Here is a 17,004-nt window from a genome sequence, read left to right on the forward strand (position 1 = left end):
ATTATGCACAACAATGTTGACACACTATTTGATAACCTTTGGTCTAACTATTTAGAAGTTACACCTTCAGCAATTAAAGTTCATGAGCTACTCGGCTCTACGCAGCAGTCTGACGTTATAAACGATCATATTGCACTTCGTACTTTTAACATAGAAAAAGTAGGTTTAGAAAAGCTTGCTGCGCATTTTCTAGCGGTTGGTTACAAAGAATGTGGTGAATACCATTTCGAAGCAAAAAAACTATACGCAAAACACTTCGAGCATTCAGAACCAACTAAACCTAAAGTATTCATCTCTGAATTACTTGTTGAAAAGTGTTCTGAGTCTTTACAGAAAATTGTTAAAGAAATGGTCGATCAAATTGATGAAGATGCTGTAACTGCAGATAATTTCTTATACTCAGGCACGCACTGGCAAGTAAGTAATGAAACTTATAAAGCTTTACTTGAAGAAAGTGAATATGCAGCTTGGATGTCTGCATGGGGCTATCGTGCTAATCACTTCACTGTAAGCATTAATCATTTAGCGAACTTTGAGACTATTGAAGCGGTAAATACATCTTTAAAAGAAGCTGGGTTTGAATTGAATGCTTCAGGTGGCGAAATCAAAGGTTCTCCAGAAGTGCTATTAGAGCAATCATCTACATTGGCCGATCACGCAAATGTTGTATTCACTGATGGTGAGTTTGCAATTCCAAGCTGTTTCTATGAGTTTGCACTACGTTACAACAAACCAGATGGTGAAATATATACTGGATTTGTAGCTGCGTCTGCTGACAAAATCTTCGAAAGCACAAACGCTCGTTAATTCGTCGAGTTTAGTGGGAACTTAATGATAAATTGAGTTCCCTTTCCAACAATACTCGAACAATTAATCGTCCCGTTTAATTGCTGAGAAATAATGTTATAGACCAAGTGCATACCTAAACCACTTCCACCATTTTCTCTATTCGTAGTAAAAAACGGATCAAAAATACACTCTAGCACATCACTAGGCATACCTTGTCCATTGTCTGAAATCAAAATACTGACTTCATTGCCTGATTGAGAGAGTAGTACATTAACTTCACCAGACTCATGTTTATTAAAGGCATGAACTAACGCGTTTTCTATAATATTTGTAATAACTTGCGCTATTGCACCTGGGCTACAAAGCACTTCTATTTCAACCGGGTTAGGTTCAAGGTGAACCTTATGCGACGAGTTTTTAATCCTTGGCTTTAAAGTACGGATCACATCTTCTAAGTAGGCATTCAGTTCTATCTTGCGTAGCAATTCAGAAGATTGGTCTACAGAGACTTGTTTAAAGCTGGCAACCAATTCAGCAGTTCTATGTAAATTACTTTTAAGAATAAAACAGCCTTCTTTGAAATCAGAAATAACTTTAATCAATTGGTGTTTTGTTAACTGACATGATTGCAACTTCTCTTCGAGATGTACCACTTCATCTTCAACAAATGAAGCTGCTGTGATGGCAACGCCTACTGGCGTATTAATTTCATGGGCTATCCCTGCTACTAGTCGTCCGAGTGACGCATGCTTTTCTTGTTCAATCAATTTTTTCTGTATCGTTTGCAATTCAGAAAGCGCCTTTAACGCTTCTTCAGTTTTATGATTAAGCTCATCTGTACGCGTTTTGACTTTTAGCTCTAGGTCAATGTTGAGCTTATCTAACTCATTCTGTGTCTTAGTAAGCGCAGTATTAGCTTGATTAATTTCTGCTATATGTGTGTTGACTTGCTGATAGACAAAATTTAGCTCAGTAATAATTGGCGTGAATTCGTTTTGCTCGTCATAAACAATGTTTTGAACGGTTACTTTTTCGTTATCAGTATGCTTGATAGAGCCTTTAATCTGGCTAAGCACTAAATCAAAAGGCTTAAAAAGATGCTTCATGATAAAGATAATCAAGACGATGAAAGTGATACCGATAATTGCACCTCCCAATAAAGTGACTTGAGATACTGCTCTTACTTCTTTATCAATGTCTTTATGTGGGCTGAAAAAACCCAATATAAAACCACTTTTTGTTTCAAGAAAATACAAGTCATACAGTTTACCGTTTATTGGTAAGCTTCTAAAAGTATTGAACTTAGTATTTGATGAATCATTATACAATGGCTTGAACCATGCTTCATCAGGTGTCGTTTGCATCACCAACTCTGATTTTAAAGGAAAGCTGATAATTCTATTTGAGGCTTTGTGGATCAACAGTGGTGAAGAGTTATCGGTAATCTTCACTGTCTCTAAAAATGCAGTTAGTTCAGACAATGACCAATCTACGGTTGCCATACCAATCATATCGCCATTAGTTAGAATTATAGGCGCGTCAACTGTCATCATCGGCGCTAAGCTTCCCGCTTCGTCGACATAAGGATGTGTCCAGACAACTGGAAGCGCGTTTTTTGCAGCTTGTTTTCCTAACTGATACCAATCTTGACTATGATAATCATATTGCTCACCACTTAACTCCCAGCTAAATAATATACGTTTATTATCTCGATAAACATAAGGACCGAAATATTGTGTATCTTCGAACACTCGCATAGGTTCAAACCAGACACCACCACCTAAGGCAAGTTCAAAGAATGAAAAGTGCTGTTCTAAAATATCACTAAATTTCTGCTTTAATTCTGCCTTATCAAAATTCGATTTATTATGCTCAAGATAAAGAGAGAGGCCATGTTGTGCTAAGTTGAAGGCACTTTGTTCCATCAATGAGATTGTGTGGTCAATTTTATTAGCGCTAGATTTGAAGGTTTGAATGATTTCTTGTTCTTTGACATTAGATAACGCGCTGCTGTAGTAAACATTACTAAAAAGTACAATTGACGAATATGCCAATATTTCAAAAATCACCACAAACAGTAAAATACGTGTTTTGATATTTAAAGTAGGCATATTCACTAAACGAAATTGTATCTGTTTTAAGCATATATCAAAGTGAAAGATGCGCTATAAATATGTCAAATTATTATTGCTCTAAATGCAACTTTCTTTTCTCTATTGAGAAAGTAAGAAAATCTTCTGCGAGAATTAAATTACCACAATAGTAGTGGCTAGCTTCTCGCCTTACACTTTCAAGTCCATGCTCTCCATGATATCGGACACTAAAATGAGTTAAAATTAGTGTTGGAATTTGCTGTAGCTGTGCAAATTCTGCAACTCTTTTTGCATCTGAATGGCCTGTATGAAAACCCACCTTGTGTAGGTCACTATGTGTAAAAGTTGACTCATGCACTAACACATCAATATCAGAACAATAATTAGCGACAAGAGCCGGTCTTTCGTTATCTCCGCAAACAATAGCTCGACGCGTTTGCCAGCTTTGGAATGTATAATCTTTACTTAAAAGTAGCTCTGAACCAAATACAACATCTTCTCCTTTTTGCAATTTATTGTAATGAGGGCCACTTTTAATGCCGTCTTTTGTTAGCTTTTCAATTTTAAGCTTTTTTGGGATCAGCTTTTCAGAAACCTTAAAACCAAAGCTGGAGACTCTATGCTTTAAGGGGATAACTTCAATATCACAAAAATTGAAATCAGATGAACCTGTCATTTCACTAATGTCATGTGTGATTAAATCAAAGGAGAGTCTTGTATCAGACATATGAAAAGTTGCGTGCAACCATGCAATTATTTCTTTGGGCGCGATTAGGTGAACAGCAGATTTTTTGCCGTTCATCGCCATAGACGACAATAACCCGGGTAAACCATAACAGTGGTCTCCATGTACATGACTAATGCAGATCACTTCTAAATGAAAAAAAGAAAGAGAAGACTTTAAGAGTTGATGCTGTGTTGCCTCGCCACAATCAACCATAACCCATGATTTTGTTTTATCAAATGAAATTGCTGTGGACGATGTGTTTCTAGTTTGACTAGGTACACCTGATGAAGTGCCGAGGAAGTGAATGTGCATATTAAAGACGGTAAACGTTTAGTTGAGCCTATATTGCCAAATTGTCAGGTTTTCGTCATGGTGTTTGTCCTGTTTTTACTGTGAATTAACGGTAAAAAAATGATTTCAAATTAAAAAAGTGATAGGTTATGCGGCAATTTTGGTATTGAGTATTTTTCATTATGTCGAACGCAGTTGAGACAAAACCTGAAAATCAGCAATCAACAGAACAAAAACCACAGGGTTTGTTTAATCGCTTTTTAGCAACTGTTGAATTTTTAGGAAATTTGTTACCCCACCCTATCACGCTTTTTGCTATGTTTTGTATCGCCATTGTTATTTTCAGTGGTATAGCAGATTGGTTTGGCTTAAGCGCCATTGACCCTCGCCCTGAAGGCGCTAAAGGACGTGATCCTGATGGTGTCATTGAAGTTGTTAGCCTTTTAAGTGCTGAAGGTCTTCAGCGTATCGTTACAGGGCTTGTAACTAACTTCACAGGTTTCGCACCATTAGGCACTGTATTGGTTGCACTTCTGGGTGTAAGTGTTGCTGAGCACTCAGGTATGCTTTCTGCGGCGATGCGCGGTATGGTGATGGGTGCTTCAAAGCGCCTAGTTACTTTCATGGTTGTTTTCGCCGCAATCTTATCAAATACAGCATCTGAATTAGGCTATGTTGTTTTAATTCCGCTTGCTGCAATGATTTTCCATAGCCTAGGTCGTCACCCACTTGCGGGTCTAGCTGCGGCGTTTGCTGGTGTTTCAGGTGGTTATAGTGCAAACCTTTTACTTGGCACAATCGATCCGCTGCTAGCAGGTATTACAACACCTGCGGCACAGATGATTGACCCAACTTATGAAGTCGGCCCTGAGGCGAACTGGTACTTCATGATGATATCAGTATTCCTAATTGCCATCGTTGGTACATTAGTTACAGAAAAAATTGTTGAACCGCGTCTTGGCAAATACAACCCAGACGAAGCAAGCATCGACTTAAGTGAAAACAACATTGAAAAATTAAGTGCGAAAGAAAAGTCTGGTTTGAAATGGGCTGGTGTTTCTCTGCTTGTTGTATCTGCACTTCTTGCATTAACCATCGTACCTGAAAATGGTATTTTACGTCACCCTGAAACCGGTGAAGTAGCTGGCTCTCCATTCCTAAAAGGTATCGTAGTATTTATCTTTGTTACCTTTGCAATCCCTGGTTTTGTTTATGGTCGCGTTGTTGGCACTATGAAGAATGACCGCGACGTCATTGACGCTATGAGTAAGTCAATGAGCTCTATGGGTATGTACATTGTACTTGTATTCTTTGCGGCTCAGTTCGTTGCTTTCTTCAAATGGACGAACCTTGGTACTATTTTAGCTATAAACGGCGCAGCACTGCTTCAAGCGCTTAACCTAACAGGTCCTGAAGTTTTTGTACTGTTTATCTTTATGTGTGCATTAGTAAACCTAAGCTTAGGCTCATCGTCGGCTCAGTGGGCTGTGACGGCTCCTATCTTCGTACCGATGTTAATGTTAATTGGTTATGCGCCAGAAACTATCCAAGCCGCTTACCGTATTGGTGACTCAGTGACTAACTTGATCACACCTATGATGAGTTACTTTGGTCTGATACTCGCAGTTGCGACTAAGTACAAAAAAGATATGGGTATCGGTACACTAGTAGCGACTATGCTTCCGTACAGTATGTTCTTCTTTGTTGGTTGGGTTGCACTATTCTACATCTGGGTATTTGGCTTTGGCTTACCTGTGGGCCCTAACTCGCCGATTTACTATACGCCCTAGTCGTTAACTAAATCACAATTTTATACTACTAAACGGCAACTCGGGTTGCCGTTTTTGTTTGTAAAGTGAAGTATTTTCTTGATTAAACTGATTATCTCACCTAGGTTTTTCAAGTACCATTTACTGAAAGGACACTGCTATCGAAAAACTCTAACTATCTAGGTGAAGTATGTATACTCTGTTTTACTACCCTTGTAATGCCAGTCTTGCCCCTCATTTTGTTTTAAAAGCAATTAATGCCCCCTATCAACTCGAGCTTGTAGACAGAAAAAAACTGGCTCAAAAATCAGCCCAATATTTATCACTCAACCCAACAGGACGGATCCCTACTTTGGTTGATGATGAATTTGTTCTATTCGAAAGCGCAGCAATTTGCTTATACCTTGCAGAAAAACACCCTGAAGCAGGTCTTATTCCTGCAAATATAAAACAAAAGGCTATTTTCAATCAGTGGTTGATGTATTTAACTAGTACACTGCAAACTGAACTGATGACTTACTTTTATCCGGAAAGACACACACAAAACGCATTAATTTACGATGACATTGTAAGAACACAGCAAACAAGATTAAAAGATGTATTACAGATCATTGATAAACAACTCAACGACAATACCTATTTAGTTGGTGAATCCATTACTGTCTGTGATTACATTTTATTTATGCTATGCATTTGGGCCGACGAAATTCAACATCCACCATTAAGCTTTAATAATCTTAATAGATATTTAAAAACCATGGCAAGAGATGTTGCAATACAACAAGCCTGCAAAATTGAAGAGGTAAGCCTCGCAGCCTATGCTATTTAATCATTGTAGTGAAAAAACTAAAAAAGGTTGCACTTGGCAACCTTTTGAATATTTTACTTAAAAAGAATTTATTTACTCAACTTTAAAGACTTACCTTTAATCTGCTTTCTCACATTCGCGATACGCGCTCTGTTTTTCGCTCTCGCTTCACCACTTGCCTGATTACTAGGGCGGTTCGTTTTTGGTTTTCTACGTTGATGTGAAGGTTTTTTAGTTAAGTTTTTAATCAGACTTTCACGACTACTTACTTCATAGCCAGGTAAATAATAGCGCTTAATTTGCTGTCCTATTAATTCTTCAATATGCAGTAATACTTGCTCTTCCTCACGTGCAACAAATGAAATTGCTTGGCCTTGCTGACCCGCACGACCTGTTCTACCAATACGGTGTACGTAATCTTCTGCAAGATAAGGTAGATCATAGTTAACCACGCGAGGCAAACCTTCGATATCAATTCCTCGAGCAGCAACTTCAGTGGCAACTAACACGCGAACCTTGCCTTCTTTGAACTCACGTAAAGCTCGACGTCTAGCCCCTTGCTTTTTATCGCCATGACACACAGTGGCAGGAATACCATCAAGGTTTAGCTCTTTAACAATGTCGTCAGCAACATCTTTCATGTTCACAAATACAAGCACTTGTTGCCAATTCTTCTTACCAATTAACTCAGAAAGCAGCTCTTGCTTTCTGCCTTGCTCAACAGGATAAACAATATGCCTCACCGTTTCAGCTGTTGTGTTTTCAGGTGTAACTTGAACAAACTTAGGGTGCTTTAAAACTTGACGTGCAAACTGTTTCATTGCCGTTGGGAAAGTTGCCGAGAAGAATAATTGTTGTTTATCTTCATGACATAGCTCTATTACTTTTTGGATGTCAGTAATAAAACCCATATCGAGTAGTCTGTCTGCTTCATCTAACACTAAATGCTTTACCTGAGACAGATTTACACTTCCCAGACGTAAGTGATCAAGAAGCCTGCCAGGTGTTGCAACCAATATATCACAGCCGGCGTTCAATTGTTCTTCTTGACCAGCAGTATTCACACCACCAAATAAAGCAACCACATTAAGGTCAGTATATTTAGCAAATTGTTTGCAGTTATTTGCTATCTGTTCTGCTAACTCACGGGTTGGCGCTATGATCAAAGCTCTAGGGTGTTGCTCAGCATGTTCAAAAATATTCTGAATGATTGGCAAACTAAAAGCGGCTGTTTTACCTGTACCTGTTTGGGCAGTAGCAAGTACATCATGCCCTTTTCTTACAACAGGGATAGCAGCTTGCTGAATTGGTGTAAGGGTGTGAAATTCTAATTCGTCTAGTGCTTGCAGTATAAGCGGAGAAAAACTAAAAGATTTGAAATTCATAACAAAAACCTGCGGCCAATCATTAAAAGGCCGCAGATTATACGTCAATTAGTGAGTTCTAACAAAGAATAATTGACTCAGAGTTTAGTAAACTTGGTGCATTTCCAACATAACTACCCACAGCTAGTTCAGAGATTAATTGCAAGCCTTGTTGTTGTTGAGATGTACTTAATGGTACATAAGGCAATCTGAAGACAGGCTTTACAGCACCAGTCATCATAAGCGCCGTGTTTATTGCGATTGGGTTAGGTTCACAGAATAACCAAGAGATTAGTGGCTGCAATGACTGGTTTAGTTCGTCATTACGTTCGTTCATCAAACTTCTAAACTGCTTAGGCACAATATTAGAAGTAACTGAAATGACGCCATGTGCACCATGTAAATGTCTTGCATCGTGTGCTTCATCGTCATTACCAGACCAGCATGAGATACCTTGTTTTTCATAGTGAGCAATACGCTCATTACCTGCACACTCTTTAACACCAATAAAATTGTCATGCTTCGAAAGGGGCTCAATAATATCAGGCGTTAAGTCCTGCCCCGTTCTTCCCGGTACGTTGTAAATAAATGCTGGGCCAATCTCGAGCACTTTTTCAAAATGTTTAATTACACCTTCAACTGAAGTGCGACCATAGTAAGGGTTGATTTGTAATGCGGCATCCATTCCCGTTGCAAAGCCATATTCTGTCGCTTTCACAGCTTCACGAGTGTTATTACTGCCCGTATTACCGATAACTAAAATTTGTTGCTTGTACTTACTCACCGTGTGCGCAATTAACATTAGGTGCTCTTCCCAATTCATTAATTGGCCTTCACCGGTTGTACCGCCTACGATAATACCGTCGACACCCGCTTCAATTTGTAGCTCGACTAATTTGTCGTAGGCGAGTAAATCGATTTCGCCACTTGCTAAGTAAGGAGTTTTTATCGCGGTGATCAAGCTTGCTTGTTGTAGTTTTTCGTTAATCTGCATGTTTACAAGTTTTCTTATTCCAAGTGCCAATATTCTTACATAAAACAGTAGCAGTTCCGAGCTTTCTTTAGACTGAATGACTTGTAAATTGGTTGTATTACTGATTAAATACAAACACTGTATATTTAACCAGTAACAATATGAGCTTACTTAATCATTTCAATGAAAATTTTTATCAAACTATAGAAATATGCCAGTCTGCGAGAGTCAATGAAGATATCTTATTTCACTGGCAAGAGTCAGGTTTGTTTCCAGCGAGCAGTTTCGTTATAGAAAATAAACTTCAAGTCAATTCTTACTTAGGGATCACAGAGCATACAGAGCAGATTGAATATTACCCGAGGGGATATCTAGCTTGGGCTCAAATACTTATAAAGCATAATATTGAGTCATCAAGTCAAGCATTCATGTATTTTGGGAATCTCTATCAACAGGCTTTGAATCAGTTAGTGCATGGTTTACCCGAAACACTTATCGCCTCATTTACAGAAGATCTAGAAGAATCCATTCAGTCGAGTTGGCAATATTTCTTAGTAGGAAAATATGGCGCAATCAGTTCTACAGGAAAGATAGAAGAAATCGTTGCTATCGATCTATTTAAGTATGTTATTTCATTTTTAACTGAAGATTTTAGCTTAGACATACTCGATGAGGAGACACGAAAAATCCTTCATGTTGCACTCAGACAACTTAATAACTCAGTTGCACTAGACAATCCACTATTACCAAAACAGCTTATTCGACAGCGTTATATTGAGCGTTTAATAAAGCAATATGATTTATCAGTAAGATGAGCTCACGACTCTAAGTGAGCTCTCATAATTTCAAATGCCTTTAAAACTTTTAATTGATCTTCGCAAAGAACGTCGTACCAAGCATCAAAACTTTCATCATCTTGTTCAGCTAATACAACATATTCTGCAAGTAACTCAATGATGTCACTATGAGTACAACTCAACTTATCAAGCTGTTTGTTAATGCCACTGTGATCTTTATTTTTGAGCGAATCAATCACGGTGTTATCCAAGTTATTATTTAGCTCTTCCATTGTTGCTTCCCTTTAAAACTTACACCTTATTTATAACAGGCCTACAACGAATAGCTAGAGACAAGGTGTTTGTTTGCGCAACAAACCATCAAAATCGACAAATTTACCCAAAACCCATTTGCAAATAGTTTTCATTTAGAATAACATGCGAGATATTATAACAAAACATAAGGGCATTTTATGAAACCTAATATTCACCCTGATTACGAACAAGTGGCATTTCACGATACTTCTATTGATAAATACTTTATTGTTGGTTCGACAATCAAATCTGATAGAACAGTCGAAATTGATGGCGTAACTTACCCATATGTACCAATTGATGTTTCAAGTGAATCACACCCTTTCTATACAGGTAAGCAGAAAATTACAGCTTCTGATGGTCGTGTTGCTCAATTCAACCGCCGCTTCAAAAATCTTGCAAGCAAATAATATAAGGAAAATTTATGAAAGTACTCAGTTCTTTAAAAAGTGCCAAAAGTCGCCCTGGTTGCCAAGTAGTAAAAAGACGTGGCCGAGTATTTGTGATCTGTAAATCCAATCCAAGATTCAAAGCCGTCCAAGGCATGAAGAAAAAGAAAAAATAAAAAAGCGGCATTTATGCCGCTTTTCTCTATCCAAATAACAGCTCCCAAACACTAGGTGGCTCGTGTAGCTCATGATATTTCTCTCGAAGTACATCAACTTTCTTTAATTTTTCCTTAGCTTTAGTAATCTCACCCTTCTCTACAAAGCGCTTTGATTCTTGTAATACGGTGATGACCTTATCTAATCCCTCGATTGATTGCTCTTTTAAATCAGCTTTGAAATTAGCCTTTTTACTTTTTTGAATCAAAATAATCATTTCATCAATCTGACTGATTATTTCTACACCGTCAGTCGAGCGAACTGCCTTTTTGTAAGCATGGCCTATGTTTTTCATTGTTACAGATAAATCGCTAGTCTGTGCAAAAGCACTAAAGCTAAAAGTAATGGCTGAGAAAAGCAATAAAACTAAATACTTCATATAAACTCCGAATAATCGAGTGGACATTATAAGTTTTCTAGAAAAATAAAAAAGCGGTTTGTAAAGCCCCTTTACATGAATAAATAAGTAGCAGACAAAACTAAGCAAACACCCGTTATTTGCTTGCTAGACAGAGTTTCTTGATAAAATACACGACCAATGATTACAGCGAGTACAATGCCAATTCCACGTTTAATGGCCTCTACAACACCAGGGTTTAGATATTCAAGCGCAGCAAATTGAAGAAATACAGCACCAAAAAACACCATTACAGCAATAAGCCACCACTTAAAGTTTCTCAGCAAGGCTCGCCATTGATAGTCAATTCTCAAACTAATAGACAAAACAGTAATTATTATGGATGTCAGAAACATGCCGTGGAACGAATTAGAGCCATGAGTTAACGCTTGTTTATCGAATACAATACAGGTGCCCCATGCAAGTGCTGTAATTAATGCATATAAGCTTGATTTATCACGTGTGTTAATTGATGTGCCAGCAAGTAGCATGGTTGCAAACACAACTAATACAATGCCTAACCACTCGAATTGAGAAAGTAGTTCTTCTAAAAAAAAGAATGAGAACACTGCTGAAATAAACGGTGTACAAGCAGTAATAGATAATACAATTGCAAGTTTGCCTTTCGAGATCGCGAACATAAAACAAACACTGCCTATTGCAGCAAGTAAGCCACTTATCGCAGCTGGAAAATAATAAGAACTACTCGGGAATTGAAACCCTTGAAATCCCCACAATAAGAAGAACAAAGGCAGAACACTGACGCTCATTGCAAGCGACAAGAACTTTGGATTAACATGCTGGGCTAGCTCTTTTCTTGCAATATCAAATAAAGACCAGCAAAGTGCACTTAGTAAAGAAAAAATCATATATTGTTTAGAACTTCTGTAAACTTATTTTGCATGAATTGCGTTATTTTTTTATGTTCAGGTTTCCAGCCATTTAAAAAACGATAGAAATCAGACCATACTATTGGCCATAGAGTACGCCATTCAAGCTCTAAAAGTTCATACTCTTTTATGCTCATGGTATTAATCAGTGCTTTCTTTAAACTTTCAAAGTATAAATTAAGTATTGATTCTTCATACTTTTCACACGCTTCATCATTAAACACACTGGTCATAAACAACATCACATCTTGTAACCCAATTCCACTACCGAGATATTGAAAATCATAGCCAAGTACGTTGTAATTTTTGTCGAACGCGTAGTTTGCTAACTTAGAATCACCATGTATTAACGTCTGGTAGTTAGCCTTATACAGTGAGTCTGCCAAATAAATTGCCTGATGTTTTAAATCAATGAATTCCATCTTTTCAAACTCATCAGGCCTTGTTTCAAGATGCCAATATCCGCCTAATGGAAATGGTTCTGATTTGATAAAAGTAAGCCCTTGGGCATGAAACTGGGCTAACCATTTAACAACTGCATAGATGTGTTCAAGTTTATGATCATCTATATTTCGAAAACCCTTTGATTTAAAGTCTTCTAAGATCAAAACATTTAAAGCTCCTATTCTCTTTGCAAAGTAACAATAGGGTCTTACTTTCTCAAAAGCTGTATGGTATGACGGGTCGTTGTAAAAATTGAGTTCGTTCAGGTAAGACTTATCTTTTCTTTGTTTGGCAAAATCAGTTTGTGAAATGACTTGGTGATTAATGTTTTCAGGAATTTCGCTGAGTTTAACTATCACAGGCTGTGAATTAAAGAAACCTGATTGAATTTGCCCACACCCACTCCAAAGTGAAATAGATAAATCTGTGAGCGTAAGCTCAGGTATGTACTTTTCTAAATGACGTGTACTCAAAGCAATGACTTTTTCATTATTTTAAACTTTGATTTATTGTACGCGCCTAAAATAAAAACGCCCAGCGAATTGCTGGGCGATGTTCTCCACGATTGTTAACTGGCCTGCTGAATTTCAGCATTCAACGGACAATCATCAATAAGGTTTAAGTCGAAATCAAACTCATCAACTCGGATCGCTTTCTCTCGCTTCTTGTTGTAATCAATTAATTTAGCATATTGCTCAGCTGTTATTACGTTTGCGGCTAAAGCGTTATCTAATGTGTCAGCGAAACGTACACCTGGTTTTACTTGTTTCGAACGAAGTGCTTTCTTAAGTACTTTAAGTAAATCTAAGCAAGCCATTTTCGCCTTATATGCCTGCTCGTTAATATCATGGCCATCACCTGCAGTTGGTTTAACTAGCTTTGTGATTTGTGACTTAAATGCAGTGTCTTGTTGTGCGGCAGCCGCTAGTTCACGAATTAAATTGTCGTCAATTTTTGCCATTCTGTGGCTAAATTGTAATGTTGCTACACGTAAGAACTTACGAGCAAAACTTGCTGGGAAGTTATCTAAGAATTTATGTAATGCGTTTTCAGCATTTTGTAATGCCCAGCGCGTTGCATAATGGAAATAAGGTGCTGCTTGTGCACGCTCTGATTCAGATACTTTCTGCTCATAGTACTTAATTGAAGCCATTGCTGCATATAGGTAACTCATTACATCACCAAGACGTGCTGATAGCATTTCAGCTTGCTTTAACTTGCCGCCTAGAACTAATAATGAGAAATCAGCAAATAGAGCTAAACGAGATGACAATTGCATAACCGCTTTCTCATATGGTCTAACTTCAGACAATGAGCTCTGACTGCCAGCCATAAATGGCATTAAGCCTAAGCCGAATGCACGTAAGCCATTCGAAATACCGTAACCTACAGTTTGGCGGAATTTCTTATTAAATTTCTTATCTGCGTCAGCTTCTTCACTATGAATTGCTTCAACCATTTCTTGAAGATGCGGGTGACAACGCATAACGCCTTGACCAAAGATCATTAGGTTGCGTGTTAGAATGTTTGCGCCTTCAACAGTGATTGCGATTGGCTGAGCAACATAACCACTAGCTAACGTGTTCTGTGGACCATTTTGGATAGCTTTACCAGCTAAAATATCCATTGCCGAGTCAAGCACATCACGACCGATTTCAGTCATATGATATTTTGCGATTGCAGTTACAACTGATGGTTTCAGGCCCATACCTAAACCTTCAGTTGTTAACACACGCATAGACTCTTGTAGGTAAGTCTTACCTGCTATGTCAGCTAGCTTTTCTTGAATACCTTCAAATTGACCAATTGATAGACCAAACTGTTCTCGAACCGCAGCATATTCTGACGCTGACTTAAGCGCTACCTGACTTGTAGAAACACCTAGAGCAGGTAGTGAGATACCACGACCGGCGCCAAGACAACTAACAAGCATCTGCCAACCACGACCAATGTTTTTCTGCCCACCAATGATGAACTCCATTGGAATAAACACTTTATTGCCACGTGTAGTACCGTTGTAGAAACGGATACCCATAGGGTCATGACGGTTACCAAGTTCAACACCTGGATGTGATTTCGGAATTAACGCACACGTAATACCTAACTCTTCTTTACCACCTAATAGACCTTCAGGATCAAATACTTTGAATGCCAGGCCTAATACTGTCGCAATAGGTGCTAAAGTGATGTAACGCTTGTCCCAAGTGATCTCTAAACCTAGAACTTCTTCACCATTGTGCATACCCTTAGTTACGATACCCTGATCTGGAATACCACCGGCATCAGAACCTGCTTCAGGGCTGGTAAGTGCAAAACATGGAATATCAGTACCATTAGCTAAACGAGGTAAGTAATGCGCACGTTGCTCTTCAGTACCATAGTGCATTAATAACTCACCCGGGCCTAATGAATTAGGCACCATAACCGTTACGGCAACAGCTGAAGATTTAGTCGCGATTGTACCTACGATAGTGGAATTAGCATAAGGGCTAAACTCTCGGCCACCGTAAGATTTTGGAATAATCAAAGAGAAGAAGCGTTCTTTCTTTAAGAAATCTAAAATATGTTCAGGTAGATGCTTACTGTTCTGAATAACAGAATCATCAATCATAGCCATTAACTCTTTCACTGGACCGTCAATGAAAGCTTGTTCTTCTGCCGAAAGTGTCGCCTCAGGTACTGCACGAAGCGCACTAAAATCAGGCTTACCTTGATAGATTGAACCTTCTAACCAAACATCACCCGCGTCAAGCGCTTCTTGTTCTGTAATTGAGATACTTGGTAATACTTTTCTAAATTGTGTTCTTAAACTCATAACTAACTCATCAGACCAGTTGAATATATCTACATTACGGCATAAAAAACGCGTTAGATCAATTACTCTATGCAATTATTTAACAAGAAAATTACTACGCCTTTGCAAATGCTAGTTTAAGTCATTGAAATAGATAGGCTTACACGTGTAAGCTCAACTTAGAAAATTTTTGAATATAAATATTTGAACTTACAAAGTTTGGTTATTAAAACAACAGAAAAATTTAAAACCAAGTCGAAGTTAGAATCTTTATCTTAAATTTAGTCTATAAAATCAGTCACTCCCAAATTTGTTATTTATAGAATATGAATTTAGGCACTTATGTATTGACGTTAGATTTTCAAAATAAAGCTAGAATTGATTGCCAACATAACATGACTCTTTACTTGAACAATGGCGTTTAAGCATTAGACTAAAGTCTAATACTTATGAAAAAGAGGTGTCGCATGTGGCTTAAATCAAAGCTTAAAGTGCTCACTCTTTTCATAGGCATGCTGACGGTTACTTCTGCTTTTAGTTTCATGAATGACGAGTATGTCACATGGCGAGATGCAATGGCCTGTGAGGCGAAATGCCAATTGTTTGGTTGTAAATCAGGAAGTTTATTTGGTCAAAAGGATGGTCAATCACAAGCATGTCGATGTGAGGGTGAGCAAGACTATCTATTAATTTTAGATTAAAAAAGAAAAACGGCGCTATGCGCCGTTTTTGGTTCAACAAATTTTACTTTGTTAAGTCATCGAAGAACTTCTTAACACCATCAAAGAAGCCTTGTGCTTTCGGTCTATTTTTACCGTTGTCTGCACCCATGCTTTCTTCTAGCTCTTTTAACAGCTCTTTTTGTCTGTCATTTAGGTTTACAGGTGTTTCAATTACCACTTTACAAATTAGGTCACCGACTGAACCGCTGCGCACAGATTTAACACCTTTACCGCGCATTCTGAACATCTTACCTGTTTGGCTTTCAGCTGGTATTTTCAGATTCGCTCGGCCATCTAGAGTTGGTACTTCAATTTCACCACCGACCGCTGCTGTAGTGAAGCTGATTGGTACCTCGCAGTACAAGTTATTACCATCACGAGTGAAAATTGGATGTTCACGCACAGAAACTTGAACATACAAATCACCAGATGGCGCGCCATGCATGCCTGCTTCACCTTCACCGGTAAGGCGAATACGGTCACCAGTATCAACGCCTGCTGGAATTTTTACTGATAACGTCTTGGTTTTTTCAACACGACCTTGGCCATGACAGCTGTTACAAGGATCTGAAATAACAGAGCCCGTACCTTGACACGTAGGACATGTTTGCTGAACAGCAAAGAAGCCTTGGCGCATTTGTACTTGACCCGCACCATGACAAGTAGAACACGTCTTAGGTTTAGAGCCCGCTTTAGCACCACTTCCGTCACATGGTTCACAACTTACCCAAGTTGGTACTTTGATTTCAACTTCTTTACCTCGAACTGCCTCTTCAAGGCTAAGCTCCATATTGTAACGAAGATCTGAACCGCGTTGTTGACGTGATTGACGACGACCGCCGCCACCAAAAATATCACCGAATACGTCACCGAAAATATCACCAAAGTCACCATGGCCTCCGCCAAAGCCACCATGGCCGCCACCACCATTTTGATCAAAAGCTGCGTGGCCGTATTGGTCATACATCTGACGTTTTTGACTGTCTGTGAGTACTTCGTACGCTTCTTTGACTTCTTTAAACTTGGCTTCTAAATCCGCATCACCTGCAGTTCTATCTGGGTGGTACTTCATCGCTAAGCGTTTATAAGCTTTTTTTATGTCACGTTCACTGGCGTCTTTTGCAACACCTAACACTTCATAATAATCACGTTTTGACATAGTTTTGATACTCAGTTAAGGGTAGTTTTAACTACCAGAACATTTATTTTTACAGATTTTGAATAGACTAAGGGCGCATTTTAAATGC

Annotated in this window: 17 protein-coding genes; 7 read left to right on the forward strand and 10 right to left on the reverse strand. The window is 38.4% G+C overall.

Going from position 1 to position 17,004, the window contains the following annotated elements; genetic code table 11:
- Positions 1 to 3 precede the first annotated feature (3 nt).
- Positions 4 to 807 (forward strand): DUF1338 domain-containing protein, encoded by an 804-nt coding sequence (locus AAEU28_RS10530; RefSeq protein WP_421964069.1) that lies wholly within the window; start codon positions 4 to 6, stop codon positions 805 to 807.
- Here the strand turns inward: AAEU28_RS10530 and AAEU28_RS10535 are convergent.
- Both AAEU28_RS10535 and AAEU28_RS10540 read right to left on the reverse strand, forming a co-directional pair.
- Positions 804 to 2,900: an ATP-binding protein gene (locus tag AAEU28_RS10535; protein WP_421964070.1), complete on the reverse strand. Its 2,097-nt coding sequence runs from the start codon at positions 2,898 to 2,900 to the stop codon at positions 804 to 806. The genes AAEU28_RS10530 and AAEU28_RS10535 overlap by 4 nt on opposite strands.
- Positions 2,901 to 2,973: 73 nt before the next feature.
- Entirely contained in the window at positions 2,974 to 3,921 is a 948-nt protein-coding gene (locus AAEU28_RS10540; protein ID WP_421964071.1) for a ribonuclease Z, read from the reverse strand.
- 161 nt (positions 3,922 to 4,082) lie between these two features.
- Between AAEU28_RS10540 and AAEU28_RS10545 the strand changes: the two genes are divergently transcribed.
- Together AAEU28_RS10545 and AAEU28_RS10550 are read left to right on the forward strand one after the other, a co-directional pair.
- Positions 4,083 to 5,690, forward strand: a complete 1,608-nt coding sequence (locus AAEU28_RS10545; protein ID WP_421964072.1) for an AbgT family transporter — start codon at positions 4,083 to 4,085, stop codon at positions 5,688 to 5,690.
- A 169-nt stretch (positions 5,691 to 5,859) separates the two neighbouring features.
- Positions 5,860 to 6,498, forward strand: coding sequence for a glutathione S-transferase family protein (locus AAEU28_RS10550; RefSeq protein WP_421964073.1), 639 nt, complete (start codon positions 5,860 to 5,862; stop codon positions 6,496 to 6,498).
- Between the two features lie 68 nt (positions 6,499 to 6,566).
- Here the strand turns inward: AAEU28_RS10550 and AAEU28_RS10555 are convergent, their stop codons facing one another.
- Both AAEU28_RS10555 and dapA read right to left on the reverse strand, forming a co-directional pair.
- Positions 6,567 to 7,862 (reverse strand): DEAD/DEAH box helicase, encoded by a 1,296-nt coding sequence (locus AAEU28_RS10555; RefSeq protein ID WP_421964074.1) that lies wholly within the window; start codon positions 7,860 to 7,862, stop codon positions 6,567 to 6,569.
- A gap of 58 nt (positions 7,863 to 7,920) precedes the next feature.
- Positions 7,921 to 8,835: a 4-hydroxy-tetrahydrodipicolinate synthase gene (gene dapA / locus AAEU28_RS10560; RefSeq protein WP_421964075.1), complete on the reverse strand. Its 915-nt coding sequence runs from the start codon at positions 8,833 to 8,835 to the stop codon at positions 7,921 to 7,923.
- A 140-nt stretch (positions 8,836 to 8,975) separates the two neighbouring features.
- Here dapA and AAEU28_RS10565 point away from each other — a divergent pair, with 140 nt between their 5' ends.
- A complete protein-coding gene (locus AAEU28_RS10565) occupies positions 8,976 to 9,629 on the forward strand; it encodes a DUF6058 family natural product biosynthesis protein (RefSeq protein WP_421964076.1) in 654 nt (217 codons plus the stop codon).
- 2 nt (positions 9,630 to 9,631) lie between these two features.
- On the opposite strand, the gene AAEU28_RS10570 is transcribed toward AAEU28_RS10565, so the two are convergent.
- Entirely contained in the window at positions 9,632 to 9,883 is a 252-nt protein-coding gene (locus AAEU28_RS10570; protein WP_421964077.1) for a hypothetical protein, read from the reverse strand.
- A 180-nt stretch (positions 9,884 to 10,063) separates the two neighbouring features.
- On the opposite strand from AAEU28_RS10570, the gene AAEU28_RS10575 reads away from it, so the two are divergent.
- Together AAEU28_RS10575 and ykgO are read left to right on the forward strand one after the other, a co-directional pair.
- Positions 10,064 to 10,315 carry a type B 50S ribosomal protein L31 gene (locus AAEU28_RS10575; RefSeq protein ID WP_390443652.1) on the forward strand — a complete coding sequence of 84 codons (252 nt, stop codon included), beginning with the start codon at positions 10,064 to 10,066 and terminating at the stop codon, positions 10,313 to 10,315.
- A 14-nt stretch (positions 10,316 to 10,329) separates the two neighbouring features.
- Positions 10,330 to 10,470 (forward strand): type B 50S ribosomal protein L36, encoded by a 141-nt coding sequence (ykgO, locus tag AAEU28_RS10580; RefSeq protein WP_058032458.1) that lies wholly within the window; start codon positions 10,330 to 10,332, stop codon positions 10,468 to 10,470.
- A 26-nt stretch (positions 10,471 to 10,496) separates the two neighbouring features.
- Here ykgO and AAEU28_RS10585 read toward each other — a convergent pair whose 3' ends face one another.
- From AAEU28_RS10585 to AAEU28_RS10600, 4 genes are all read right to left on the reverse strand, one after another.
- A complete protein-coding gene (locus tag AAEU28_RS10585) occupies positions 10,497 to 10,889 on the reverse strand; it encodes a cytochrome b562 (protein WP_421964078.1) in 393 nt (130 codons plus the stop codon).
- 71 nt (positions 10,890 to 10,960) lie between these two features.
- The gene (locus tag AAEU28_RS10590; RefSeq protein WP_421964079.1) at positions 10,961 to 11,776 is read right to left on the reverse strand and encodes an SMR family transporter; all 816 of its coding nucleotides are present in this window, start codon (positions 11,774 to 11,776) and stop codon (positions 10,961 to 10,963) included.
- Positions 11,773 to 12,714: a kinase gene (locus AAEU28_RS10595; RefSeq protein ID WP_421964080.1), complete on the reverse strand. Its 942-nt coding sequence runs from the start codon at positions 12,712 to 12,714 to the stop codon at positions 11,773 to 11,775. Before AAEU28_RS10595 ends, AAEU28_RS10590 begins: the two co-directional genes overlap by 4 nt.
- Before the next feature lie 95 nt (positions 12,715 to 12,809).
- Positions 12,810 to 15,056, reverse strand: coding sequence for an acyl-CoA dehydrogenase (locus tag AAEU28_RS10600; RefSeq protein WP_421964081.1), 2,247 nt, complete (start codon positions 15,054 to 15,056; stop codon positions 12,810 to 12,812).
- Between the two features lie 446 nt (positions 15,057 to 15,502).
- On the opposite strand from AAEU28_RS10600, the gene AAEU28_RS10605 reads away from it, so the two are divergent.
- Complete coding sequence (locus AAEU28_RS10605) at positions 15,503 to 15,736, forward strand: hypothetical protein (RefSeq protein WP_421964082.1); 234 nt, start codon at positions 15,503 to 15,505, stop codon at positions 15,734 to 15,736.
- A 43-nt stretch (positions 15,737 to 15,779) separates the two neighbouring features.
- On the opposite strand, the gene dnaJ is transcribed toward AAEU28_RS10605, so the two are convergent.
- The gene (dnaJ, locus tag AAEU28_RS10610) at positions 15,780 to 16,916 is read right to left on the reverse strand and encodes a molecular chaperone DnaJ (protein WP_421964083.1); all 1,137 of its coding nucleotides are present in this window, start codon (positions 16,914 to 16,916) and stop codon (positions 15,780 to 15,782) included.
- Between the last annotated feature and the right edge of the window lie 88 nt (positions 16,917 to 17,004).

The organism is Pseudoalteromonas sp. SS15 (assembly GCF_049257195.1).
GTDB lineage: Bacteria > Pseudomonadota > Gammaproteobacteria > Enterobacterales > Alteromonadaceae > Pseudoalteromonas.